Raw genomic sequence first — 22,931 nt, 5'->3', positions numbered from 1 at the left:
ACGCGGCTTCGAATTCGTGCACGACCCATTGACTAGAAAGCGCTTGCAGCTTACGGTCCCGTTCGAAGTTACGGGCGTGATCCGGTATCTCGAACAGTTAGGGCGGGGAATGGGACGACCTGACCTGAATCGCAGGCAACTCCTCGCCGCGGCAGGCGGCTTGGCGGTGGCCGGCAGCTTCGGCTTCGCGGCGCTCGGGACCGGGGCCGACGCGCTCGCCTCCAGCGCGGACACCCGCGTGCGTTACTGGAACCTCTTCAGCGGCGGCGACGGCGCCAACATGATCGCGATGCTGGACGCTTTCCGTAAGGCGAACCCCGGTATCGACGTCAAGGACTCCACCCTCCAGTGGGGCAACCCCTTCTACACCAAGCTCGCCATGGCGGCCGCCGGCAACCGCGCACCCGACCTCGGCGTCATGCACATGGGCCGTGTCACCGGCTTCTCGCCGGGCCGCCTCCTCGACCCGTGGGACGTCGACCTGCTCGCCAAGTACGGCATACGGGAACAGGACTTCAACCCCAAGCTGTGGCAGCGCGGCGTCATCGACGGCAAGCTCTACGCCCTCCCGCTCGACGTCCACGTCCAGCTCTGCTTCTACCGCAAGGACGTACTGAAGAAGGCCGACCTGCTCGGCGACGACGGCCGGATGATCCCGGTCACCTCCACCGACGAGTGGTTCGACGTCCTGAAGAAGGCCAAGGCCGCCCAGAAGAAGGGCCTCCAGACGATCGGCCTGTGGACCAACGACCAGAACTTCCAGTGGTGGTTCTTCGTCGCCTTCTACACCCAGCTCGGCGGCCAGTGGTTCAACGAGGCCAACACCGAGGTCCTCTTCGACACCGACAAGGCCACCCAGGTCCTGGAGTTCCTCCGCAAGCACGTCACCGACGGGTACGTCATCCCCGGCGCCCCCACCGGCGAACAGTTCGTCAACGGCGCCCCCTTCACCTGGGAGGGCAACTGGTCCGTGCCGGTCTTCTCCGGTGCCGAGCTGGACTACGGCGCGACCCCGCTGCCGCCCGTCTTCGGCAAGCAGGCCACCCACGCCGAGTCGCACGCCTTCGTCCTGCCCCACCAGTCGGACCGCGGCGGCGCCGCCAACGAGGGGGCGCACCAACTCGCCGCGTACGTCGTCAAGCACGCCCTGCAGTGGGCGGCCGGCGGCCACATCCCCGCCTACACGCCGACGCTCTCCACGGACGCGTACCAGAAGCTCACCCCGCAGAACGAGTACGTGAGCGCCATGGACCACCAGGCCACCGAGCCGAAGGTGTGGTTCGCGGGCTCCACCGGCGTCCTCGCCCAGGACCTCGGCCCGGTCGTCGTCTCCTCGACCATGGGCTCCGCCCAACCGGCCGCCGTGGCGAACCGCATGAAGAGCCGGCTCACCAAGCTCCTCGCCTCGAAGAACCCGATGGACGGCAGGACCGCCGCGCAGGGAGGTGCGGTCGCATGACGACCAGCGCTCAGACCGTCGTCGCACCGGCACGCGCCAGGACCGCGACCGCCACCGCGACCCTCCGCCGCAAGCAGGGCTTCCAGCACGGAGGCTGGTTCGTCGCCCCCTTCCTGCTGCTCTTCGTACTGTTCGTCATCTGGCCGCTGCTGCGCGGCGTCTACCTCAGCTTCACGGACGCCAACATCTCCGGCGAGGGTGCGAGCTTCGTCGGCCTCGACAACTACCGCGAGGCCCTGAACGACTCGGCGATGTGGGACGCGCTCGGACACAGCGCCTACTTCACGCTGCTGGTCGTCCCGTGCATCACGGTCCTCGCCTTCCTGCTCGCGATGCTCGCCCACCACATCGAGCGCGGTAAGTGGCTGTGGCGGCTGTGCTTCTTCGTGCCGTTCCTGCTGCCGTCGACGGTCGCCGCCAACATGTTCCAGTGGCTGTTCACCCAGGGCATCGGCCTGATCAACGAGACCTTCGGGCTCGACACGCCGTGGCTGACCGACAAGTCGTACGCGATGCCCGCCATCGTCATCGAGACTCTGTGGTGGACGGTCGGCTTCAGCTTCCTGCTCTACCTCGCCGCCCTCCAGGGCATCCCCGACCACCTGTACGAGGCCGCGAAACTCGACGGCGCGAACGCCTGGCACCGCATGGTCCACATCACGCTGCCGATGCTGCGCCACATCACCGGCCTGGTGATCGCGCTCCAGATCCTCGCCTCACTCCAGCTCTTCGACCAGGCCGTCGTGATGATGGACTTCTCACCGGGACCGGAGCTCAGCACCCGCTCCTTCGTCCAGTACACCCTCGAACAGGGCTTCACCAGCTACCGCGTGGGCTACGCCTCCGCGATGTCCATCATCTTCTTCGTGATCATCGCAGTCGTCGCCCTGACGCGGATGTGGCTGCTGCGCAACCGTGAGGAGGGCGGCCGATGAGCGCCACTCAGATACGGGTCAAGTCCCGAAAGCCCTGGACGCCCAGCCAGATCATCCTCACGCTGATCGGCGTCGCCGTCTCCGCCGTCTTCGTGGCGCCGATCGCCGCGGCCCTGCTCACCTCGTTCAAGTCCGAGGCGGAGGCGGCCTCGATCCCGCCGCACTGGCTGCCGAAGGTCTGGACGACCCAGGCGTGGACGTCGCTGTGGGAGACCGGCAACGTCACCAACTGGTTCGTCAACTCCCTGGTGGTGTCGGTCTGCGTCACCTCCGTCGTGCTGACGGTCAGCGCACTCGCCGGATACGGCTTCGCCCGCACCGAGTTCCGCGGCAAGAGCGTGCTCATGGGCATCGTCATGTCGGGCCTGATGATCTCCCCGGCGGTCCTCGGCGTCCCCCTGTTCACCACGGTCCAGCAGATGGGGATGGTCGACACCTACTGGGGCATGATCCTGCCGCAGTGCGCGCCCGCCGCGATGGTCTACATCCTCTACAAGTTCTTCCAGGGCATCCCGCGCGAACTGGAGGAGGCGGCCTTCATCGACGGCGCCGGGCGCTGGCGGGTCTTCTTCACCATCGTCGTCCCGCTGGCCCGCCCCTCCCTCGCCGCGGTCGGCATCTTCACCTTCATCGCCTCCTGGAACAACTTCCTGTGGCCCTACATGGTGACCAACAACCCCGACCTGATGACCATGCCGAACGGCATCGCGACCGTCATGAACTCCTACGGCATCCAGTGGGCCCAGCTCATGGCCGGCGGCCTCATGGCGGGCCTGCCGCTGATCGTCGTCTTCGTCTTCTTCCAGCGGCAGATCGTGGCGGGCGTCGCCCACACGGGATTGGCGGGACAGTGAGAGTGCACAGAGCGGTGACGGCCGTGGTGGCGGCGGTCCTCCTGGCCTTGCTCCCCAACCTGGCGCAGGCTGAGCAGAGTTACCCCGATCCGCAGCCCCTCACCGGGCAGGAGATCATCCACGACCCCACGGTCATTCACCTCAAGTCCGGCGGCTACGTGGCCTATTCGACCGGCGGCATCATCGGAGCCCGCCTCTCGAAGGACCTCAAGCACTGGGACGACGCGGGCAACGCCTTCGCCGAGCCGCCGAGTTGGTGGTACGAGTACAACGACACGGGCGACCCCTGGGCGCCGGACATCTCGTACCGCGCAGGCAGGTACTGGCTCTACTACGCCGTCTCGTCCTGGGGCACCAACCACTCCGCGATAGGCGTGGCGACCTCCGCGTCCGGCCTCCCCGGCACCTGGACCGACCAGGGCAAGGTCTTCACGTCCGAGCGGACGGACGAGTGGAACGCCATCGACCCCGCGCTGATCAAGGCGGACGGAAAGCTGTGGATGTCGTTCGGCTCGTACTGGACCGGCATCCGCATGGTCGAGCTGAACCCGAGGACGGGCAAGGCGGTCGCGGGAGCGCCGGTCCACCACCTGGCGACGCGGCCGGACGCGCCGTACGCGGTGGAGGGCCCCTACATCGTCAAGCACGGCCGCCACTACTACCTGTTCGCTTCCTACGACCAGTGCTGCTCGGGCGTGAACTCGACGTACAAGATCAGGGTGGGCCGCTCGACGTCGGTCACCGGCCCGTACGTCGACAGCACGGGCAAGCCGATGCTGGAGGGCGGGGGAGACCTGCTGCTGGCGGGCCACGGTAAGTACGTGGGCACCGGCGGCGAGTCGATCTTCAAGGACCGGGGAAGAGACGTCCTGGCGTATCACTACTACGACGCAGAGGACTCAGGCACACCAAAGCTGGGCCTGAACCCCCTGAGCTGGACAAGAAACGGTTGGCCAAGGGTCTTTTAGGGGCGCGGGGAACTGCGCGACCAGCCACGAACCACCTGCAGACAAGACTGAACCCGAAAGGCGCTCATGAGCACGACGGCCCGCTTCACCCTCGACCCCGCCTTCACCGTAGGCGAAGTGAACCCCCGCCTCTTCGGCTCCTTCGTCGAACACCTCGGCCGCTGCGTCTACACCGGCATCTTCGAACCGGACCACCCCACGGCCGACGACAAGGGCCTGCGCCAGGACGTCCTGAACCTGGTCCGCGAACTCGGCGTCACCGCCCTCCGCTACCCCGGCGGCAACTTCGTCTCCGGCTACAAGTGGGAGGACTCGGTCGGCCCCGCCGAGGACCGCCCGCGCCGCCTCGACCTGGCCTGGCACTCCACCGAGACCAACCGATTCGGCCTGTCCGAGTACATCGACTTCCTCCGCAAGGTCGGCCCCCAGGCCGAGCCCATGATGGCCGTCAACCTCGGCACCCGAGGCGTCGCCGAAGCCCTGGAGCTCCAGGAGTACGCCAACCACACCGAGGGCACCGCCCTGTCCGACCTCCGCGTCTCCCACGGCGACAAGGACCCCTTCGGCATCAGGCTCTGGTGCCTCGGCAACGAGATGGACGGCCCCTGGCAGACCGGCCACAAGACCGCGGAGGAATACGGCCGGGTCGCCGCCGAGACGGCCCGGGCCATGCGCCAGATGGACCCGCGCGTCGAACTCGTCGCCTGCGGTTCCTCCAGCCAGTCCATGCCGACCTTCGCCGAGTGGGAGGCGACGGTCCTGGAGGAGACGTACGACCTCGTCGACTACATCTCGCTGCACGCCTACTACTGGCCCGAGAACGGCGACATCGACTCCTTCCTCGCCTCCGCCGTCGACATGGAGTCCTTCATCGACAACGTCGTGGCGACCGCCGACCATGTGGGCGCCCGGCTGAAGTCGAAGAAGAAGATCAATCTCTCCTTCGACGAGTGGAACGTCTGGTACCTGCCCGAGTGGGAGGCGCGCGCGAAGGAGTTCGAGCAGGACGACTGGCCCGAGGCGCCCCGCCTGCTGGAGGACAACTACAGCGTCACCGACGCCGTCGTCTTCGGCTCGCTCCTCATCGCGCTGCTGCGGCACGCCGACCGCGTCACCGTCGCCTGCCTCGCCCAGCTGGTCAACGTCATCGCCCCGATCATGACCGAGCCGGGCGGCCCGGCGTGGCGGCAGACGACGTTCTTCCCCTTCGCCCAGGCCTCCCGGTACGGCCGCGGCCAGGTCCTGGACGTCCGCGTGGACTCACCGACGTACGAGACGAAGAAGTACGGCGAGACCGACCTGCTGCACGCCACCGCCGTGCGCGCCGAGGACGGCACCGTCACCGTCTTCGCGGTCAACCGCAGCCGCACCGACGTCCTCCCGCTCGAAGTCGCCCTGAACGGCCTCGACCTGACGCGGGTCGTCGAGCACAGCGCCCTCGCGGACGCCGACCCGGACGCCCGCAACACCCTCGACGACCCCGAGCGGGTCGCCCCGCACCCGGTCGAGGGCACGGCGCTGACGGACGGCCGCCTCACCGCCGTACTGGAACCGCTCTCCTGGAACGTGATCCGGCTGAGCTGATGCCCACACCTGAGCCGATGTCCACACCCCGGACACTTGTCCACACCTTGGACACTCTCGGCTCGCCCTCAGTTTGATGCCCTAAGGTCGGGTCCCGTCCATCCCTACCAAGCCGGTAGGAAACCTAGGGAAGACGGGACCGGCCGCATGCGCACGCTGATAGTGCTCGCCCTCGCGGGCCTGGGGGCCCAACTCGTGGACGGCAGCCTCGGTATGGCCTACGGCGTGACGTCGACCACCCTGCTGCTGGCCATGGGCACCAACCCGGCCGCCGCCTCGGCCACGGTCCATCTCGCCGAGATCGGTACGACGCTGATGTCCGGCGCCTCGCACTGGCGCTTCGGCAACGTCGACTGGAAGGTCGTCGGGAAGATCGGTGTGCCCGGCGCGATCGGTTCCTTCCTCGGCGCGACCGTCCTGTCGAAGCTGTCGACCGAGGTGGCCGCACCGCTGATGTCGCTCATCCTGCTGGGCCTCGGCGTGTACGTCATGTCCCGCTTCACCTTCCGCGGCCTGCCCAAGGACCGGGTGGGCCTGCCTCTGCGGCGCCGCTTCCTGACCCCCCTCGGCCTGGTCGCCGGGTTCCTGGACGCGACGGGTGGCGGGGGCTGGGGGCCGGTCGGGACTCCCGCCCTGCTCGCCTCCGGGCGGATGGAGCCGCGCAAGGTCATCGGCTCGATCGACACCAGCGAGTTCCTGGTCGCGGTCGCCGCGAGCCTCGGTTTCCTGCTCTCGCTGGGCTCGCAGGGCATCGACTTCGTGTGGGTCGCCGCCTTCCTCCTCGGCGGCCTGGTCGCCGCGCCGATCGCCGCCTGGCTGGTGCGTATCCTGCCGCCGCGGGTGCTGGGCTCGGCGGTGGGCGGCGTCATCCTCGTCACCAACGTCCGCACGCTGCTGAACAGCGACTGGCTGGCGGTGTCCGGGGTGACGGCCGTGGCGGTGTACGTCGCCCTGTACGCGGTGTGGGCCGCCGCCCTGGCGTACTCGATCCGCGCCCACCTGACGGAGGGGAAGGCGGCCGGGATCGAGTCCGCCGAGGAGCGGCAGCCCGTCAGCGCCTGATCGATCGGCTGTCAGGCGGTGCTGACGCCTACTGTCAAGGTCGCCTTGTAGCCGTCCGAGACGCTGTCACCGAGCGCGGTCAGGGTCAGCAGACCGGAGGACGCGCCGCCGTCGTCGTAGATGCCGTCGTCCGCCAACCGCGTCTCCCGCGTGGTGTTTTCGGAATACGGCGAGGTCGCCTGGATCTCCGTGTCGACGTCCGGGTCGAAGAACGGCTGCCCGGTGTGAATGATCTCGCCGCCTGTGTACGAGTCGCCGGTGAGCGTCACATCCGTGTGCACTCGCGTATGGACGTGCACCACGCGCGACACGTAGTTGCCCCGGCCGGATGGACGTGATGGTGCACTGGCCGTTGCCGCCGGCGAAGCCGGAGTACTGGCCGAGGTGGACGCCTCCGTCGCGGCGGAGGTCGACGTCCCGCTCTCTTCGGCGGGGGTGTGGGCCGAGGCGATCCCGGCGACGGCCGGACCGCCGACCACGGTGACACCGCCACCGCCGATCAGGACACGGCGACGCTTCACTGGGGCACGCCGGTGCGTGCCGGGGTGTGCGGCTGTGAATGACCTGGGAACGCATCACTCAACTCTGCTGTAAATGGCTGGAGTTGGCCCCTGTCGACCGCACGTGCGACTCCTACGATTCGTACGCCTCCGGCCTTCACAGAAACGTCACCGTTTCTTCAAAGCTTCAACAGGGCTGCACGGGTCGGGGGCGTAGCCACCCCCCAACCCCGAGGAGAGCTCCATGGCACGTGGACTCCTGAGATCCCTGCTGAGCGGAGGCGCGCTGGCCGCCCTGCTCACCATGGCGTTGCCCGCGCAGGCGGCCCCCGCGTTCGAAGACCCGCCGCCGGACAAGATCGTCATCAAGGTCGCCACGGTGAACGGCTCCGGCTGCCCCCAGGGCACCACCGCCGTCGCCGTCTCCGAGGACAACACCGCCTTCACCGTCACCTACAGCGACTACCTCGCCCAGGTCGGCGGCAACTCCGACCCCACGGCGTTCCGCAAGAACTGTCAGCTCAACCTGGTCGTGCACGTCCCGCAAGGCTTCACCTACGCCATCGCCAGCGCCGACTACCGCGGCTTCGCCGCCCTGCAGCCCGGCGCGAGCGCCATCCAGAGAGCCTCGTACTACTTCCAGGGCTCCCCGAACACACAGTTCCGCAACCACTCCTACCGTGGCCCCCTCAACGACAACTGGCAGGCCACCGACAGCACCGACTGGGCCCAACTGGTCTGGGCGCCCTGTGGAGTCCAGCGCAACTTCAACATCAACACCGAGCTGAGGGTCAACGCCGGCACGTCCTCGCCGGACAAGGTCAGCTTCATGACGATGGACTCGACGGACGGGGACATCAGCACGGTGTACCACCTGGCATGGAAGGAGTGCCCGGAGTCCTAGAGCGGACCCGGACCCCGGGCACTCCCGGTGAACTGGCGCTGGGGGTACGTCAGCTGCTCTCGACCCCCAGCGTCAGCGTCCCCGTGTATCCCGCCGACGGCGAACTGCCCAGTGAAGGAGCCGTCGGAGGTGAGGGTGACGTCCGTGTGCACCTTGACGTGGGTGTGAAGGACTGATCACAGCGGCGGGCCGCTCGTCCGGGCAGCACACCAGGCTGTCGATATCCTCGTCGTGCAGGGTGTGCCGCGGCACGGGGGAGGCCGAATGACGATGAGACGGATGATCGCCGCCTTGAGCGCCGCGGCAACGGTGGTGCTCGGCGCGGTGGTCGCGCTGCTGATGGAGCAGCTGGATGCCGGTTGGGGCTGGTGGGTCGCGTTTGCGGTGGCCGTGATCCTGTCGGCGGCGCTGGCCGGGTGGCTGGCGTTGCGTCAGCAGCCGGCGCTGCTCGGTGTGGGCGGTGTGCGGGCCCAGCGGGACATCAAGAACTCGGTGTCCACGAGGGTCACCGGCCTGCCGGCGGACGTTGACACCGCCGGGGGAGCGGGCGCGGTCGAGGCGGGCCGGGACATCGACGGCGAGGTCTCCACCAGGGTGGACTTCGCGCCGCCGACCGGGGACCAGGGTTCGTGAAGGGCGAGCTCGGCCCCGGCGCGGTCGGCGCGGGCCGGGACATCAAGGGCAGGGTGTCGACGGAGGTCGTCGGGCTGCCCCCGGACGCGGTGGCGGGTGCCGGGGCGGTGACCGCCGGGCGGGACATCAACGCGCCGGTGACGGTGTCGATCGGGGTGGGCGCGTTCGAGCGGGTGACGGACGCGATCGTCGACCCGACGCCGCTGCTGAACGACCTCGACCTGGACCACTTCACCGGTCGCGGCTGGCTCATCGAGCGGATCGACGAGGCGATCTCGCAGCGGGACAAGGGATATGTGCTCGTCCTGTCCGAGGCGGGGATCGGCAAGACCAGTCTCAGTGCCCATCTGGCGCGGACCAGGCGCTGGCCGCAGCATTTCAGTGCCTTCGCCGGCGGTGGGCACCCGGAGACCGCCCGCAAGAACCTCGCCGCCCAGCTCGTGCGCCGGTGGCGGCTGGAGGACAGGCTGTGCCCCGGCGGGCTGCTGCCCGAAGGCGCGGAGCGCCCGGACTGGTTGGTGAAGGTGCTGCACGCGGCCGCGGCCGAGCGGGACCGCGTGGCGCCGGCGACGCCGCTGGTGCTGCTGGTCGACGGCCTCGACGAGGCCGAACCGCCGGCGCGCGGCAGCGACACGGGCATCCCGTTCGGACTGCCCAGACCCCAGCATCTGCCGCACGGGGTGCACATCGTGGCGACCAGCAGGTTCGGAGTGAACCTGTCGAACCTCCGGGCGCAGACCGACGTCCTGGAGATCCACGTGGACGGCCCGGAGAACCGCAGCGACCTGCTGGCATACCTGCGGATCCGGGTCGGTGAGACCGACACCAGCCTGTACGACGCCCTCCGCGCCCACCGGGTGCCGGCCGACCGGTTCGTGGACTCGCTGGCCGAACGCTGCGGCGGGGTGTGGATCTACGCGCGATACGTGCTCGACGAGATCGCCCAGGGCACCCGGTCGCCGGACGAGGTCGGCCGGCTGCCGGACGGGCTCGCCGGGTACTACGAGGAACAGATCGGCCGATGGCGGGAAACCGCCGACTGGGACGGCGTCGGCGAACCGGTGCTCGCGACGCTGGCCGCCGCGCAGGCACCCGCCGAACCGGACGTCCTCGCCCACATCGCCGGAGTCGACCAGCGGCCCGCGCGCCGGTGGCTGGACCGGGCGTTCCGGCCCTTCCTGAGCCGGGAAAGCGGCCGGTACTCGATCCGCCACCAGAGCCTGCGGGACCTTTTCGAGACCGGGTCCGACGACGAACTGGACGCGGGCCTGCGCCAGGAGCTGAACGAGGCGCTGGAGAGGGCACACGGCCGCCTCGTCGACACGCAGATGGCCACCGACGACGACTGGTCGAACGTCAGCGACTACGGCCGGTTCTGGCTTCCTCGGCACGCTTCCGCGTGCGGGCGGCTGGACGAACTCGTCGGGAAACCAGGGTTTTTGCTGACGGTCGAGCCACCGGCGCTGCTGCGCCACCGCCGGGATCTCACCACCGTGACCGGCCGCCGGGCGCTCGGCGCGTACGAGCTGGCGCTGCACGACTGGCGACGGGAACCGAGCGAGGAGCGCCGGCGGTGGTGGCTGCACGTCCACGCCCGCCGCAACCGCAGCGCCGAGTTGGCCGAGGCCTGCGCCGCCGGACAGTCATGGCCGTGGCGGCTGCGCGCCGCGTGGTGGTCCGGTGTCCCGCACCGGGTCATCACCACGGACTCCCCGCACTACGCGTGCGCCGTGCCGGTCGGCGGTCGAACCCTGCTCGCGACGGGTCGCATCGACGGGTCGGTGTCGCTGTGGGACCCGGACTCCGGTGACCTGCTCGCCGTCTTCACGGGCAAGAACGACGCGGCGGACGCCCACCGCCCGCCGTTCGAGCGCACCTCACGCTGGGTTGAGGCCCTGTGCGCCCTGCCCGTCGCCGACGGCCGCACGCTGCTCGTCGCAGGCCGCGAGGACGGCTCGGTGCCGGTATGGGACCCGATCACGGGCGAAGAGGTCGCGAACCTGGCGGGCAACGGTGAGTCCGTCACCTCCGTGTGCGCGCTCCTCGACGTGGACGGTCGCACGGTGCTGGCCACCGGGGACAAGGAGGGGGTGCGATTCTGGGACCCGGACACCTGGAGGAAGATCCGCGAATGGCCGCAGGGCGACTTTCTGGCCAGACGCATGTGCGCGGTGCCGGGGGCCGGCGAGAGCACCCTTCTGGCCGTTGTCGAGTCCGGACAGGTCCGGCTGCTGGATCCCGCCACCGGACAGTCGGTCGGTGCCTTGCGAACCGACTACGTCACGACGATGTGCGTGGTGTCCGATGTGGGCGGCCGCACGCTGCTCGCCACGAGTGGTGGCCGTGACGGGCGGATCGTGTTGTGTGACCCGGTTTCCGGGCAACCGGTCGGCACGCCGTTGAGCGGGCAGGCCGACGAGGTGACCGCGATGTGCGCGGTGCCCGGCGCCGACGGTCGCGCACTGATCGCTGCGGGCGGCCGCAACGGGGCGATCCGGGTGTGGGATCCGGCGAGCGGCGAACCTGTCGGGGCGCCGCTGACGGGACATATCGGGGACGTGAGGTCCTTGTGCGTCATCACCTCCGGCGACGGCGGTGCTCGGCTCGCGAGCGTCGAGCACGGCGGGCTCAGCGACCATGGATCGGTACGGCTGTGGGACCTGACGGACGAGGGCGCGCCCGGCACGGGGTCGGACGGGCATGGTGGCTGGGTCAGGACGATGTGCGCGGTGCCCGCGGTCGGCGGTCGGACCTTGATCGCCAGTGGTGCCCATGACGCCTCGATCCGGTTGTGGGATCCGGCATCCGGCGACCTCGTGCACGCCTGGCTCGACATTCCCCGTGCCGACGGACGTCGCGACGACGGCGACCGTCGCGCGAGCAACTGGACCATGGCCGTGTGTGCGGTCGAGGACGTCGGCGACCGTACCGTGTTGTTCAGCGCGCACGAGGACAAACGTGTGCGGCGGTGGGACCCGGCCACCGGCGACCAGATCGGCACCCCCGCCCGGAACCGCTGGGACGATGCGTCCGTGATGTGCGTGGTGCCCGATGCCGGCGGCCGCACGTTGCTCGCCACATCCAGCTACCGCACGTTGCTGCAACTGTGGGACCCGGCCACCGGGCAACCCGTGGACGAGCCGTTCGAGAGCGTCGGAACGACCGAGCGCGCCACCGTATGCCCGGTGCCCGCTGTCGACGGCCGCACGCTCGTCGCCGTGGTCTCCGGCAAAGCGACCGTGCAACTGTACGACCCGCTGACGCGCCGACAGGTCGGGACGAACATGGAGCCCGCCAGCGATTTCGACTTCAACTGGGTCGAGGCGTTGTGTGCCCTGCCCGGCACCGACGGCCGCACCCTCCTCGCCAGCGGCGGCCGAGACGGGCTCGTGTGGCTGTGGGACCCCACCACCTGCGAGCCCGTTGCCGAGCCCCTTCACGCCCACAACTGGGTGACGGGCATGTGTGTGTTGCCCGGTGCCGACGGAGCCCAACTGGTCACCATCGGCCATGACGGCCTGCTACGTCTGTGGGATCCGCGCACCCTCCAGCCGATCGGCGAGCCTCTCAGTGGCCACAGCGACAGTTGGCTGAACGCGGTGTGCGCCGTACCGGATGTCGACGGGCGCACCATGCTCGCCACCGGCGGCCGCGACCGCGCGATCCTGCTGTGGGAGCCGGCCGACCCCTAGTGTCCCGGGGCGTCGGGCCCGAACCTGCGGCAAACGTCCACACCAGCGCGCCAGATGTTCATGCCGGGCCTGGCCGCCCACCACATCCCTGTCGCCGCGTGCCGTCTTGTCGCCGAAGTGTCCGCCTTGGAAACCGGGTCGCAACAGTCAGGTACGCAGTAAGGCGGCAGGTCCCGTGAAGAAGTTGGCGTATTCGGTAACCCTGCGGTCATAGCGGTGAAGCCTGCCACCGGAATACGTAGTGCAACGCCCCGGCGCGGCTGGCCGTCTCCTCTTCAGCATGCTTTGATCCTGCGCACGGATGGAGGCGTCGGGAATGGATTCCGGCCCGGGAATCGGGTAGCCACCGCCGTATTTTGCAGCATGTTCACGCGAAGGGAACCGCAGGTTATGAGCTTCACCTCTCAGGTTGAAACGGCCGAGATCACCGACGCCGTCCTGGACAACATCGCTGGTGGTCAGGCGGGCGCCGCCGCCTCCGCCGGTCTCGCGGGCACCCTCTCCGGCGGTGTCGCCGGTCTCTCCGAGACCGTGTCCGCCGTCGCCTGCGCCGATGTCTTCGCGGCGGTTTCGCCCGAGGGCGTCGCGCTGGGCGTGCACGCGCACGCTGCCGGTCACTGACGCAACATGTGCGACGGGCCCTGGATCATTTGATTCCGGGGCCCGATTTTTTTTCTAGCCTTTCCCGCAGTGGCGGACAAACGCCGCCCAGGCTTCTGTCGTAAGCGCCAACTGGCGTTCCTGCGGGGCCTTGGAGTCGCGCACGTGGATGGTGTGGGGGCAGGTGGCGACCTCTACGCAGTCATCGCCGTCTCCGCCGCTGTAGCTGCTCTTGAACCAGGCAAGTTCGGGCGTGCTCATAGCTCTCCTCGCATCCGCTGCAACAGGCTCACGGAGTCTTCAAGGGTGAGAGCCTGCGAACGCATCCTGGCATACCTCCTCTGGAGGACGCTGACCTCCTTCGGGTCAGAAATGAGCACACCGCAAACCGCCGGTTACCGTACGTGTGTTCACCCAGCGCCTCAGCGCGACCCCGCGCGGCGCCCGCCTGGCCCGGCACCTCGCCCTGGCCCAACACCACGCCTGGGGCGTCCCGGACGGCAGCCGGGCCTCCGAGGCCGTCGCCGTGATCGTCGCCGAGCTGGCCGCCAATGCCGTCACCCACGGCCGCGTCCCCGGCCGCGACTTCGAGCTGCGTCTGTCGCTCCCCACGGGCAGCATCCGCGTCGAGGTCAGTGACACCCGTACCGAACCCCGCCCCCCGAAACCCGGCGACGTACAACCTCCGCACCCGCTCGACGAACACGGCCGCGGTCTCGTCCTCGTCGAGGCGCTGGCCGACCGGTGGGTGGTGCTGGACCGCGAGCCACCCGGCAAGACCATCCGTGCGGAGGTGGACCTGCCGGGGTGGCTGTCACTCGTCGGTCACTGCTCGCTGGGCTAGACGACAGGGCCTAGTTCGAGGCGCAGGCCAGGCGCCAGATGCCGTACGAGTTGTCGACGAAGTTGCCGTTGTCGACGAGGCCCGCCCGGAAGTAGAAGCAGGCGTCCTCGTCGATCTCGGTGTTGTAGACGCCGGCGTTGTCCCAGTCGTAGCCGGTGTAGCCGCCGGTGTAGTCGTGGTGCCACTTGGCGTCGCTGGTGGACGGGACTCCCGTCGTCGGGTTCGTGGCCTGTACCCGCACGCCCCTGCCGTCCCTGCAGATGTCGAGGAACCGGAAGACGTCGCCGTACCTGCTGAAGCCGACGGAACCGCAGACGTCGGCCGTGTTCGTGTAGTCGTCGATGGTGGCCGCCTGGGCCGAGGTGGCCGTCGCGACGGTGAGGGCGGACGCGGCGAGGGCGGTCACGACTATGCGTCTGAGCTTGGGCATGCCTGTTTCTCCCTGTGGATCCCAGGTGGCGCGGTGTTCACAAGATCTCCGCGATGGTGAACGGACTATGCCCAATACTTGATCTCTGAACAACCCCTGCGGTGCTGTCGACTTTCTGTGTCTGCGCGGACCGTTGACGCGCAAGTGATTCGATTCTACGGTCCCGTCCGAAGTGACGATCGATGATCGAAATGTCGAACGCCACATGAACTCCCCCCACCGCAAGGAGGATCCACGTGAGCCGCACCTCCCGTACCTCCCGCACTTCCCGCAGGTCCCGTACGTTCGGTACCTCCCGCCGAGCCGCCCTCTTCGCCCTCCCCGCCGCCGCCCTGCTCGCCCTCGTCCCGTCCTCGGCGTCGGCGTACCCCAACCCCGGCCGGGTCACCGGCTCCGTCATCACGCACGACCCGACGATGATCCGCACCTCGTCCGGCCAGTACCTGCTGTACGCCACCGGCGGCGGCATCGCCAGCAAGACGTCGTCCGACCGCACCGCCTTCAGCGCGGGCGGCGACGCCTTCGGCAGCCGTCCCGGCTGGTGGTCGACGTACTCCTCCGTGCCGGAGGCCTGGGCGCCGGACATCTCGTACCAGGGCGGCAAGTACCTGATGTACTACTCCGTCTCGAAGTTCGGCTCGAACACGTCCGCCATCGGCCTCGCCACCTCCAGCACCGGCCGGCCGGGCAGCTGGACGGACCAGGGCATCGTCTACACGTCCAGCTCCTCCAGCGACTACAACGCCATCGACCCCAACCTCTTCGTCGACAGCGACGGCAAGTGGTGGCTGTCCTTCGGCAGTTGGTGGACCGGCATCAAGATGATCCAGATCAACCCGTCCACCGGAAAGCAGCTGTCGAGCAACACCACCCGCTACTCGCTCGCCTCCCGCCCCACCGGCACCAAGGCCGTCGAGGCGCCCTACATCGTCAAGCGGGGCAGCTACTACTACCTCTTCGCCTCCTACGACACCTGCTGCGCCGGCACCAGCAGCACCTACAAGGTGAAGGTCGGGCGGTCCACCAGCGTCACCGGGCCGTACGTCGACAAGAACGGCGTCTCGATGATGAACAACGGCGGGACGCCCGTCCTCGAGTCGCAGGGCAGCGTCATCGGCCCCGGCGGCCAGTCGATCATGAACGACGCCGACGGCGACCTGATCGTCTACCACTACTACGACGGCAACGACAACGGCACGCCCAAACTGGGCATCAACCTTCTGAACTGGAGCACCGGATGGCCCGTCGCATACTGACCCTGCTGGCAGCGCTGCTGCTGGCACTCTCGATCGGGCAGCCGTCCGCGAGCGCGGCCTCCTTCGCCAACCCGGTCAAGACGCAGAAGGGCGCCGACCCCTGGATCTCGTACCACAACGGCAACTACTACATGGTGACGACGAGTTGGACCGACGTCATCACCATGCGCAAGTCCACCACCCTCGCCGGCCTCGCCACCGCGCCCAGCGTGCAGGTGTGGAAGGGCGACGCGGCGAACCGCTGCTGCAACATCTGGGCGCCCGAGATGCACTTCATCAACGGCCGCTGGTACATGTACTACGTCGCCGGCCAGAACGTCTCCGACTACGTCCCGACGCAGCGCACCCATGTGCTGGAGAGCGCCGGGTCCGACCCCATGGGTCCGTACACCTACAGGAACCAGCTCAACTCGGCCTGGATGCTGGACCCGAACGTGGCCACCATCAACGGTCAGCTGTACCTCTTCGGTAGCGCGAACGGCGGCGGCACGCAGAACATCGTCGCGGCCCGCATGTCGAACCCGTACACCCTCGCCACCGGCTTCTCGACCGTCTCCACGCCGACCTACGACTGGGAGCGCAACGGCACGGTCAACGAGGGCCCGGAGATCCTCCAGCGCGGTGGGAGGACCTTCCTCATCTACTCGGCCAGCGGCTGCTGGACGCCCGACTACAAGCTCGGCCAGCTGACCCTGACGGGCTCCAACCCGCTCTCGGCCTCCTCCTGGACCAAGAAGTCCACGCCCGTCTTCCAGCGCAGTGACGCGGGCGGCGTGTACGGGCCCGGCCACAACGGCTTCTTCACCTCGCCCGACGGCACCGAGAGCTGGATCGTCTACCACGCCAACGACAGCGCGAGCGACGGCTGCGACAACGGCCGTACGGCACGGGCGCAGAAGTTCACCTGGAACTCCGACGGCACGCCGAACTTCGGAACCCCGGTGCGGCTCGGCGCGTCCCTCACCGGCCCCTCCGGGGAGCCGTCCAGCGCCTCCACGACGTACACCATCAGCAACCGCAACAGCGGCAAGTGCCTTGATGTGGCGGGGAGTTCGACCGCCGACGGCGCCAATGTGCAGCAGTGGGCGTGCAGCGGCGGCAACAACCAGAAGTGGCGCCTGGAGGACCTCGGGGACGACACCCACCGTCTGGTGAACGTCGCCACGGGCAAGGTCCTCGACACCGAGAACTGCTCCAGCGCGGATGGCGCGGACCTGCGGCAGTGGTCCTGGATGAACAACACCTGCCAGCGCTTCCGCTTCATCGCCACGGACAGCGGCTACGTGCAGATCGTCAACCAGGCCACGGGCAAGGTGGCCGACGTGGCGAACTGCGGAACGGCGGACGGGGCGGACGTACGCCAGTGGAGCCGGCTGGGCAACAACTGCCAACAGTGGCGCCTGAACCCGGCCTAGCGAGAAGGCGCTACCCGACCTGCCCCATCCCTGCCGCATTGGGCCAACTCTGACTGTTGGGCCACCCGGTCGTCGCGGCCGGAGTAAGTCCCGGCCCGGTCGTCCCCCGCACCTGCGCCGCCGTAAGCCCACCCCGAGCCGGCACCCCCGGCGGGGTGGGCCCGGGCATCGCCGCCGGGGCCGCCGCCGCAGCGGGCGCCACAGGCGACGGGAACGGCATCGGCGAGGGGGCGGGCATGGGAGCGGGTGCCGGGGCGGGGGCCGGAGCCACCGGAGCCGGAGCGACCGGAGCCGGAGCCACCGGAGCCGGAGCCGGCATCGGCATACCGGCGGGTTGAGCCGCCGCAGGCATCCCGGCACTCATGGCCTGCGCGGCCAGCCCCTGCATACCCGAACCGTTGGTGGAGCCGACCAACCGGTCCACGGCCGCCGTACCCGAGCTGTAGTGGGTCCCTGTACCCAGCTCGGGTACGGCGGCTCCCCTCCTGGACCCGTAGAGCACCTGCTCCAGGCCGGACACCAGGCGACGCACGTCCGTCTGGGGGCGCACCACGAGTCGCAGGAAGCGGCTGGACGAACCGATCTTGTTGCCGCACTCGCGGACCAGGATCCGGTGCTCGGTGAGCAGCCGGTCGCGGACCACGGTGCCTTCCGCGCCGACGGGGAGGCGCACGAAGAGGAAGTTGCCCTGGGACGGGTACACCGTCAGACCGGGCAGCGCGGAGAGCTGGCTCGCCATGTCGAGACGGTCCCGCCGCACCTGGTGGAGGCTCTGCGCGTACTCGGCGCCGTGGTTCTTGAGCATGAACACCACGTGCTCGGCGAAGGCGTTGAGGTTCCACTTCGGCAGCATCGAGCGGACCATGCCCGCGAGCGCCGGGTTGGCGACCAGGTAGCCGAAGCGGATGCCGTGCAGGCCGAAGTTCTTGCCGAGGGAGCGCAGCACGATGACGTTCGGGCGCAGCATCGCCTCCTGGACCACCGACGGCTCCTGCTCGGCGTCGGCGAACTCCAGGAACGACTCGTCGATGATGACCAGGTCCAGGTCGGCCATCGCGTCCATGAACTGCACGAGCGCGTGCTTGTGGAGGTAGCCGCCGTCGGGGTTGTTCGGGTTGCAGATCACCGCCACCCGCGTCCCCCTGGCCCGGATGAACTCGGCGTACTGCGCGAGGTCCAGGGCGAATCCGCTGGACTCCTGGAGCGGGAACATGTCGACCCGCTTGCCGGTCTCCATCGGCTGGTCCGTCCAGCGGCCGAAGGTGGGGACGGGGATGGCGAGGGACTCACGGACCAGGAGGTGGTCGATCCAGGTGATCAGCTCCGTGGAGCCGTTGCCCATCGCCACGCACTGCGGCGGGAGCTGAAGCAGGCTGCACAGCTCGGCCGTGATGGTGTCGGCGCTGCTCGGGTAGTAGGTGATGATGTCCCGCAGCCGCGCCCCCATGTCCTGGAACATCTCCGGCGTCGGGAAGTACGGGTTGCAGGGAATGCAGAAATCGACCGGACCGGCCCCGTCGCCGCCCTCCCGCGTCAACGCCGCCATCGACGGGCTGTGTGCCGCGGTACTGCGGAACAGCGAGGTGACGGTGTCGGCCATGGAACCTCCGTATGAGGGCGGGCCCGGCGGGGAAGACCGGGCCCGTCGTCTTGGGTGGCCCGCGCGGGGGAGCACGGGCCGCCCTTACATACGAAGGCTGGGGTGGCGCTGTTCAACCACTGAGCAACCGGTGTGAACTTGTGTGCCACCTGTGAAGGTCCGTCAGAGCGGACGTCAGAAGAGACGTCAGAAGAGACGTCAGAAGAGACGTCAGAAGAGACGTCAGAAGAGACGTCAGAACAGACCTCGGATGAGACGTCAGCGGCTGAACGAGTGGACCGTCGTGGACCGGTACGTCTGTCCCGGCCGCAGCACCGTCGACGGGAACGACGGCTTGTTCGGCGAGTCCGGGAAGTGCTGCGTCTCCAGGCACAGCGCGTCGCCCTGCCGGTAGGTGCGGCCGCTCGGGCCGACCAGGGTGCCGTCGAGGAAGTTGCCCGAGTAGAACTGCAGACCCGGCTCGGTGGTCGCCATCCGCAGGGTGCGGCCGGAGGAGGGGTCCTTCAGGGTCGCGCACCACTCGGGCTTCGGCGAGATGCCCTTGTCGAGCACCCAGTTGTGGTCGATGCCCTTGGCGTACAGCAGCTGCTCGTGCGTCTCGCGGAGGTTCTCGCCGATGCGCTTGGTGCGGCGGAAGTCGAAGGGGGTGTCCGCGACGGGGGCCGGCTCACCGGTGGGGATGAGGCCCGGGTCGACGGGGGTGTAGCGGGACGCGGCGATCTTCAGCTCGTGGTTCTCGATCGTGCCGCTGCCCTCGCCGGCGAGGTTCCAGTAGACGTGGCTGGTGAGGTTGACGACGGTGGCCTTGTCGGTGGTGGCCTCGTAGTCGATGCGCCAGTCGCCGTGTTTGGTGAGGGTGTATGTCACCTTCACCTTGAGCGTGCCCGGGTAGCCCATCTCGCCGTCGACGGACGTGTAGGACAAGTACAGGCCGACGTCGGAGCCCTTGGTGAAGGGCTCGATGTCCCACACCTGCTTGTCGAAGCCCTTGGCGCCGCCGTGCAGGCTGTTCACGCCGTCGTCGACGTCGACCTGGTAGGCCTTGCCGTCGAGGGTGAACCGGCCCTTGCCGATGCGGTTGCCGTACCGGCCGATCAGGGCGCCGAAGTACGGGCTCCCCGTGACGTAGTCCTCGATGGTGTCGAAGCCCAGGGAGACGTTGGCGAGCCGGCCGTGGCGGTCCGGGATCTCCAGGGACTGCACGATGCCGCCGTAGGAGAGGACCGTCATCCGCGTGCCGCCGTTGGCCAGCGACCAGCTGTGGACCTCCGTGCCGTCGGCGAGGATGCCGAAGAGGGACTTCACCGGCGTGTTGCCTCCGTCGCTGAAAAGAACAGGGCCCCGCCTTCCGGCGGGGCCCTCCTGCTGCATTTACGAACCGACCTTGCGCTTGTTCCATACGTCGAACCCGACCGCCGCCAGCAGCACCAGGCCCTTGATGACCTGCTGCCAGTCGGTGCCGATGCCGACGAGGTTCATGCCGTTGTTCAGCACGCCCAGGACCAGGCCACCGATGATCGCGCCGAGGACGGTGCCGACGCCGCCGCTCATCGACGCGCCGCCGATGAACGAGGCCGCGATCGCCTCCAGCTCGAAGTTGAGGCCGGCCTTGGGCGAGGCCGCGTTGAAGCGGGCGGCGAAGACCAGACCCGCCAGGGCCGCGAGCATGCCCATGTTCACGAAGATCAGGAAGGTGACCTTCTTGTCCTTCACACCCGACAGCTTGGCCGCGGGCAGGTTGCCGCCGATTGCGTAGATGTGGCGACCGATGATCGCGTTGCGCATCACGTAGCCGAAGCCGACGAGCAGCACGCCCAGGATGAGCAGCACGATCGGGGCGCCCTTGTAGCTGGCCAGCAGCATCGTCAGCGTGAGGATGGCGGCGCCGAGCGCGACCAGCTTCAGCAGGAAGAGGTTGAAGGGCGGGACGTCCAGGTTGAACTCCTGCTGCCGGCGGCGGTCGCGGAACTCCTGGAAGACCACGAACGCGATCATTCCGAAGCCGAGCAGAAGTGTGAGGTTGTGATAGTTGGTGTTCGGGCCGACCTCGGGCAGGAAGCCGTTGGCGACCTTCTGCAGACCCTCCGGGAACGGGCCGAGGGTCTGGCCCTCGAGGAAGATCTCCGTCAGACCGCGGAAGATCAGCATGCCCGCGAGGGTCACGATGAAGGATGGTATGCCGCCGTACGCGATGAAGAACCCTTGCGCGGCACCTGCGACGGCGCCCATGGCCAGGCAGAGGATGACGGCGACGGGCCATGGCAGGTCGTTCTTGACCATGAACACCGCGGCCATGGATCCGATGAACGCTGTCAGCGATCCCACCGACAGGTCGATGTGACCCGCGATGATGACCAGCATCATGCCGATCGCGAGGATCAGGATGTAGCTGTTCTGCAGCACCAGGTTGGAGACGTTGCGCGGCAGCAGCAGGTCACCGTCGGTCCACACGGCGAACAGCGCCACGATCAGGCCGAGGGCGATCAGCATGCCGTACTGCCGCATGTTGCGGCGCATGCCGTCCAGCACCAGCTGGAGCAGGCCGTCGGCCGCGGCCCCTCCGCTCTTGCCCGGCGGCGCGGGGGCCGGGGTCTTGGCGGTCACATCCGTGCTCATCGGGATACCTCTTTGTCCTTTGTCATCTGACGCATCAGCGATTCCTGCGAGGCCTCGGCCCGCGAGAACTCGCCGGTCAGCCGCCCCGCGGCCATCGTGTAGATGCGGTCACACATACCGAGCAGTTCCGGCAGCTCGGAGGAGATGAAGACGACCGCCTTGCCCTGGGCGGCCAGCTGGTCGATGACCGTGTAGATCTCGTACTTGGCACCGACGTCGATGCCACGCGTCGGCTCGTCCAGGATCAGCACATCCGGACCCGTGAAGATCCACTTGCTGAGGACGACCTTCTGCTGGTTGCCGCCGGACAGCTTGCCCACCGGCTCGAAGACGGTCGGCGCCTTGATGTTCATGGACTTGCGGAAGCCCTCGGCGACCTGCCGCTCCTCGTGTTCGTCGACCACGCCCCGCTTGGCGACCTTGCCCAGCGCGCTGAGCGAGATGTTGCGGTTGATGGTGTCGATGAGGTTGAGGCCGTAGTGCTTGCGGTCCTCGGTGACGTACGCGATGCCGTGCTTGACCGCCTCGGGGACGGACTTCGTACGGATCTCCTTGCCGTCCTTGAGGACCTTGCCGTCGGCGTAACGGCCGTAGGTGCGGCCGAAGACGCTCATCGCGAGTTCCGTGCGGCCGGCGCCCATCAGGCCCGCGATGCCGACGATCTCGCCGCGCCGCACGGACAGGGACACATCGTCGACCACCTTGCGCTGCTGGTCGATCGGGTGGTGCACGGTCCAGTTGCGGATCTCCAGCGCGGGGGCGGAGCCCGCCTCCGGCTCGTGCGGGGTGCGGTCGGGGAACCGGTTCTCCAGGTCGCGGCCGACCATCCCGCTGATGATCCGGTCCTCGGTGGTCTCCGGCGCCTTCACATCGAGGGTCTCGATGGTCTGGCCGTCGCGGAGGATCGTCACCGAGTCGGCGACCTTGCGGATCTCGTTGAGCTTGTGCGAGATGATGATCGAGGTGATGCCCTGCTTCTTCAACTCCAGGATGAGATCCAGGAGTTTGCCGCTGTCCTCGTCGTTCAGGGCCGCGGTCGGCTCATCCAGGATGAGCAGCTTCACCTTCTTCGACAGCGCCTTCGCGATCTCCACGAGCTGCTGCTTGCCCACGCCGATGTCGGCGACGCGGGTGTCCGGGTGGTCGCTGAGCCCGACCCGGCGCAGCAGCTCGGTGCCGTGCCGCAGAGTCTCTCTCCAGTCGATGAACCCGCTCTTGGCGTGCTCGTTGCCGAGGAAGATGTTCTCCGCGAGGGAGAGGAACGGCGACAGCGCCAGCTCCTGGTGGATGATGACGATGCCGCGCTGCTCGCTGGCCCTGATGTCCTTGAACTCGCAGACTTCGCCCTCGAAGAGGATGTCCCCTTCGTAGGTGCCGTGCGGGTGGACGCCGGAGAGGACCTTCATCAAGGTCGACTTGCCGGCGCCGTTCTCCCCGCAGATGGCGTGGACCTCGCCCTGTTGGACGGTCAGTGTGACGTCCGACAGTGCCTTGACGCCGGGAAAGGTCTTGACGATCGAGCGCATTTCCAGGACGGGTCCCGCCATGGTCGTGCCTTCCAATCAGAGTGGGCGGGTGG

Annotated in this window: 19 protein-coding genes and 2 pseudogenes; 13 read left to right on the top strand and 8 right to left on the bottom strand. The window is 68.4% G+C overall.

What is annotated here, in order from left to right; all coding sequences use genetic code 11:
* Window positions 1-109: 109 nt before the first annotated feature.
* The 6 genes from ACTMVF_RS23190 to ACTMVF_RS23165 all read left to right on the top strand — a co-directional run bounded on the left by ACTMVF_RS23190 (window position 110) and on the right by ACTMVF_RS23165 (window position 6,862).
* Window positions 110-1,459 (top strand): extracellular solute-binding protein, encoded by a 1,350-nt coding sequence (locus ACTMVF_RS23190; protein ID WP_441273012.1) that lies wholly within the window; start codon window positions 110-112, stop codon window positions 1,457-1,459.
* A complete protein-coding gene (locus tag ACTMVF_RS23185; RefSeq protein WP_441273011.1) occupies window positions 1,456-2,394 on the top strand; it encodes a carbohydrate ABC transporter permease in 939 nt (312 codons plus the stop codon). Before ACTMVF_RS23190 ends, ACTMVF_RS23185 begins: the two co-directional genes overlap by 4 nt.
* Window positions 2,391-3,248 (top strand): carbohydrate ABC transporter permease, encoded by an 858-nt coding sequence (locus tag ACTMVF_RS23180; RefSeq protein WP_441273010.1) that lies wholly within the window; start codon window positions 2,391-2,393, stop codon window positions 3,246-3,248. The genes ACTMVF_RS23185 and ACTMVF_RS23180 overlap by 4 nt, the downstream gene beginning before the upstream one ends.
* Window positions 3,245-4,216 (top strand): arabinan endo-1,5-alpha-L-arabinosidase, encoded by a 972-nt coding sequence (locus ACTMVF_RS23175; RefSeq protein ID WP_441273009.1) that lies wholly within the window; start codon window positions 3,245-3,247, stop codon window positions 4,214-4,216. Before ACTMVF_RS23180 ends, ACTMVF_RS23175 begins: the two co-directional genes overlap by 4 nt.
* 66 nt (window positions 4,217-4,282) lie before the next feature.
* Window positions 4,283-5,800: an arabinosylfuranosidase ArfA gene (arfA, locus tag ACTMVF_RS23170; protein WP_441273008.1), complete on the top strand. Its 1,518-nt coding sequence runs from the start codon at window positions 4,283-4,285 to the stop codon at window positions 5,798-5,800.
* Between the two features lie 147 nt (window positions 5,801-5,947).
* Complete coding sequence (locus ACTMVF_RS23165; RefSeq protein WP_441273007.1) at window positions 5,948-6,862, top strand: sulfite exporter TauE/SafE family protein; 915 nt, start codon at window positions 5,948-5,950, stop codon at window positions 6,860-6,862.
* Window positions 6,863-6,873: 11 nt separating this feature from the next.
* Here ACTMVF_RS23165 and ACTMVF_RS23160 read toward each other — a convergent pair whose 3' ends face one another.
* Complete coding sequence (locus tag ACTMVF_RS23160; protein ID WP_441273006.1) at window positions 6,874-7,383, bottom strand: hypothetical protein; 510 nt, start codon at window positions 7,381-7,383, stop codon at window positions 6,874-6,876.
* Window positions 7,384-7,606: 223 nt separating this feature from the next.
* Between ACTMVF_RS23160 and ACTMVF_RS23155 the strand changes: the two genes are divergently transcribed.
* From ACTMVF_RS23155 to ACTMVF_RS23140, 4 genes are all read left to right on the top strand, one after another.
* A complete protein-coding gene (locus tag ACTMVF_RS23155; RefSeq protein ID WP_441273005.1) occupies window positions 7,607-8,266 on the top strand; it encodes a DUF4360 domain-containing protein in 660 nt (219 codons plus the stop codon).
* Between the two features lie 264 nt (window positions 8,267-8,530).
* Window positions 8,531-8,899 carry a hypothetical protein gene (locus ACTMVF_RS23150; protein ID WP_441273004.1) on the top strand — a complete coding sequence of 123 codons (369 nt, stop codon included), beginning with the start codon at window positions 8,531-8,533 and terminating at the stop codon, window positions 8,897-8,899.
* Complete coding sequence (locus ACTMVF_RS23145; protein WP_441273003.1) at window positions 8,896-12,591, top strand: hypothetical protein; 3,696 nt, start codon at window positions 8,896-8,898, stop codon at window positions 12,589-12,591. Before ACTMVF_RS23150 ends, ACTMVF_RS23145 begins: the two co-directional genes overlap by 4 nt.
* 390 nt (window positions 12,592-12,981) lie before the next feature.
* Complete coding sequence (locus ACTMVF_RS23140) at window positions 12,982-13,212, top strand: hypothetical protein (RefSeq protein ID WP_441273002.1); 231 nt, start codon at window positions 12,982-12,984, stop codon at window positions 13,210-13,212.
* A gap of 54 nt (window positions 13,213-13,266) precedes the next feature.
* Here ACTMVF_RS23140 and ACTMVF_RS23135 read toward each other — a convergent pair whose 3' ends face one another.
* Both ACTMVF_RS23135 and ACTMVF_RS23130 read right to left on the bottom strand, forming a co-directional pair.
* The gene (locus ACTMVF_RS23135) at window positions 13,267-13,452 is read right to left on the bottom strand and encodes a DUF397 domain-containing protein (protein ID WP_441273001.1); all 186 of its coding nucleotides are present in this window, start codon (window positions 13,450-13,452) and stop codon (window positions 13,267-13,269) included.
* Window positions 13,449-13,574, bottom strand: a pseudogene (locus ACTMVF_RS23130) (transcriptional regulator); the annotation flags it as partial. The gene ACTMVF_RS23135 and the pseudogene ACTMVF_RS23130, both read right to left, overlap by 4 nt.
* A gap of 23 nt (window positions 13,575-13,597) precedes the next feature.
* Here ACTMVF_RS23130 and ACTMVF_RS23125 point away from each other — a divergent pair.
* Window positions 13,598-14,035, top strand: a complete 438-nt coding sequence (locus ACTMVF_RS23125; RefSeq protein ID WP_441273000.1) for an ATP-binding protein — start codon at window positions 13,598-13,600, stop codon at window positions 14,033-14,035.
* A gap of 10 nt (window positions 14,036-14,045) precedes the next feature.
* On the opposite strand, the gene ACTMVF_RS23120 is transcribed toward ACTMVF_RS23125, so the two are convergent.
* Window positions 14,046-14,465 (bottom strand): hypothetical protein, encoded by a 420-nt coding sequence (locus ACTMVF_RS23120; RefSeq protein ID WP_441272999.1) that lies wholly within the window; start codon window positions 14,463-14,465, stop codon window positions 14,046-14,048.
* A gap of 236 nt (window positions 14,466-14,701) precedes the next feature.
* Between ACTMVF_RS23120 and ACTMVF_RS23115 the strand changes: the two genes are divergently transcribed.
* Both ACTMVF_RS23115 and ACTMVF_RS23110 read left to right on the top strand, forming a co-directional pair.
* Window positions 14,702-15,721 carry an arabinan endo-1,5-alpha-L-arabinosidase gene (locus ACTMVF_RS23115; protein ID WP_441272998.1) on the top strand — a complete coding sequence of 340 codons (1,020 nt, stop codon included), beginning with the start codon at window positions 14,702-14,704 and terminating at the stop codon, window positions 15,719-15,721.
* Window positions 15,703-17,136, top strand: a complete 1,434-nt coding sequence (locus ACTMVF_RS23110; protein ID WP_441272997.1) for a family 43 glycosylhydrolase — start codon at window positions 15,703-15,705, stop codon at window positions 17,134-17,136. The genes ACTMVF_RS23115 and ACTMVF_RS23110 overlap by 19 nt, the downstream gene beginning before the upstream one ends.
* A 10-nt stretch (window positions 17,137-17,146) precedes the next feature.
* Here the strand turns inward: ACTMVF_RS23110 and ACTMVF_RS23105 are convergent, their stop codons facing one another.
* From ACTMVF_RS23105 to mmsA, 4 genes and pseudogenes are all read right to left on the bottom strand, one after another.
* On the bottom strand, window positions 17,147-18,736 hold the full coding sequence (locus tag ACTMVF_RS23105; protein WP_441272996.1) for a pyridoxal phosphate-dependent aminotransferase: 1,590 nt from the start codon (window positions 18,734-18,736) through the stop codon (window positions 17,147-17,149).
* 258 nt (window positions 18,737-18,994) lie between these two features.
* Window positions 18,995-20,056, bottom strand: a pseudogene (locus ACTMVF_RS23100) (aldose epimerase family protein); the annotation flags it as partial.
* Window positions 20,057-20,107: 51 nt separating this feature from the next.
* A complete protein-coding gene (mmsB, locus tag ACTMVF_RS23095; protein ID WP_128428198.1) occupies window positions 20,108-21,352 on the bottom strand; it encodes a multiple monosaccharide ABC transporter permease in 1,245 nt (414 codons plus the stop codon).
* Window positions 21,349-22,899, bottom strand: coding sequence for a multiple monosaccharide ABC transporter ATP-binding protein (mmsA, locus tag ACTMVF_RS23090; protein WP_441272995.1), 1,551 nt, complete (start codon window positions 22,897-22,899; stop codon window positions 21,349-21,351). The genes mmsB and mmsA overlap by 4 nt, the downstream gene beginning before the upstream one ends.
* Between the last annotated feature and the right edge of the window lie 32 nt (window positions 22,900-22,931).

The organism is Streptomyces sp. SD31 (assembly GCF_052068475.1).
Lineage (GTDB): Bacteria > Actinomycetota > Actinomycetes > Streptomycetales > Streptomycetaceae > Streptomyces.
The sequence above is the reverse complement of the archived record's forward strand: the minus strand, read 5'-3'. Positions and strand labels throughout refer to the sequence as shown.

Excerpts from the sequence above, each read along its gene's own strand:
- ACTMVF_RS23135 (WP_441273001.1), bottom strand. The coding sequence starts at position 13,452 with ATGAGCACGCCCGAACTTGCCTGGTTCAAGAGCAGCTACAGCGGCGGA.
- ACTMVF_RS23120 (WP_441272999.1), bottom strand. The coding sequence starts at position 14,465 with ATGCCCAAGCTCAGACGCATAGTCGTGACCGCCCTCGCCGCGTCCGCC.
- ACTMVF_RS23180 (WP_441273010.1), top strand. The coding sequence starts at position 2,391 with ATGAGCGCCACTCAGATACGGGTCAAGTCCCGAAAGCCCTGGACGCCC.
- mmsB (WP_128428198.1), bottom strand. The coding sequence starts at position 21,352 with ATGAGCACGGATGTGACCGCCAAGACCCCGGCCCCCGCGCCGCCGGGC.
- ACTMVF_RS23150 (WP_441273004.1), top strand. The coding sequence starts at position 8,531 with ATGACGATGAGACGGATGATCGCCGCCTTGAGCGCCGCGGCAACGGTG.
- ACTMVF_RS23140 (WP_441273002.1), top strand. The coding sequence starts at position 12,982 with ATGAGCTTCACCTCTCAGGTTGAAACGGCCGAGATCACCGACGCCGTC.
- ACTMVF_RS23190 (WP_441273012.1), top strand. The coding sequence starts at position 110 with ATGGGACGACCTGACCTGAATCGCAGGCAACTCCTCGCCGCGGCAGGC.
- mmsA (WP_441272995.1), bottom strand. The coding sequence starts at position 22,899 with ATGGCGGGACCCGTCCTGGAAATGCGCTCGATCGTCAAGACCTTTCCC.
- ACTMVF_RS23105 (WP_441272996.1), bottom strand. The coding sequence starts at position 18,736 with ATGGCCGACACCGTCACCTCGCTGTTCCGCAGTACCGCGGCACACAGC.
- ACTMVF_RS23155 (WP_441273005.1), top strand. The coding sequence starts at position 7,607 with ATGGCACGTGGACTCCTGAGATCCCTGCTGAGCGGAGGCGCGCTGGCC.
- arfA (WP_441273008.1), top strand. The coding sequence starts at position 4,283 with ATGAGCACGACGGCCCGCTTCACCCTCGACCCCGCCTTCACCGTAGGC.
- ACTMVF_RS23165 (WP_441273007.1), top strand. The coding sequence starts at position 5,948 with ATGCGCACGCTGATAGTGCTCGCCCTCGCGGGCCTGGGGGCCCAACTC.
- ACTMVF_RS23185 (WP_441273011.1), top strand. The coding sequence starts at position 1,456 with ATGACGACCAGCGCTCAGACCGTCGTCGCACCGGCACGCGCCAGGACC.
- ACTMVF_RS23110 (WP_441272997.1), top strand. The coding sequence starts at position 15,703 with ATGGCCCGTCGCATACTGACCCTGCTGGCAGCGCTGCTGCTGGCACTC.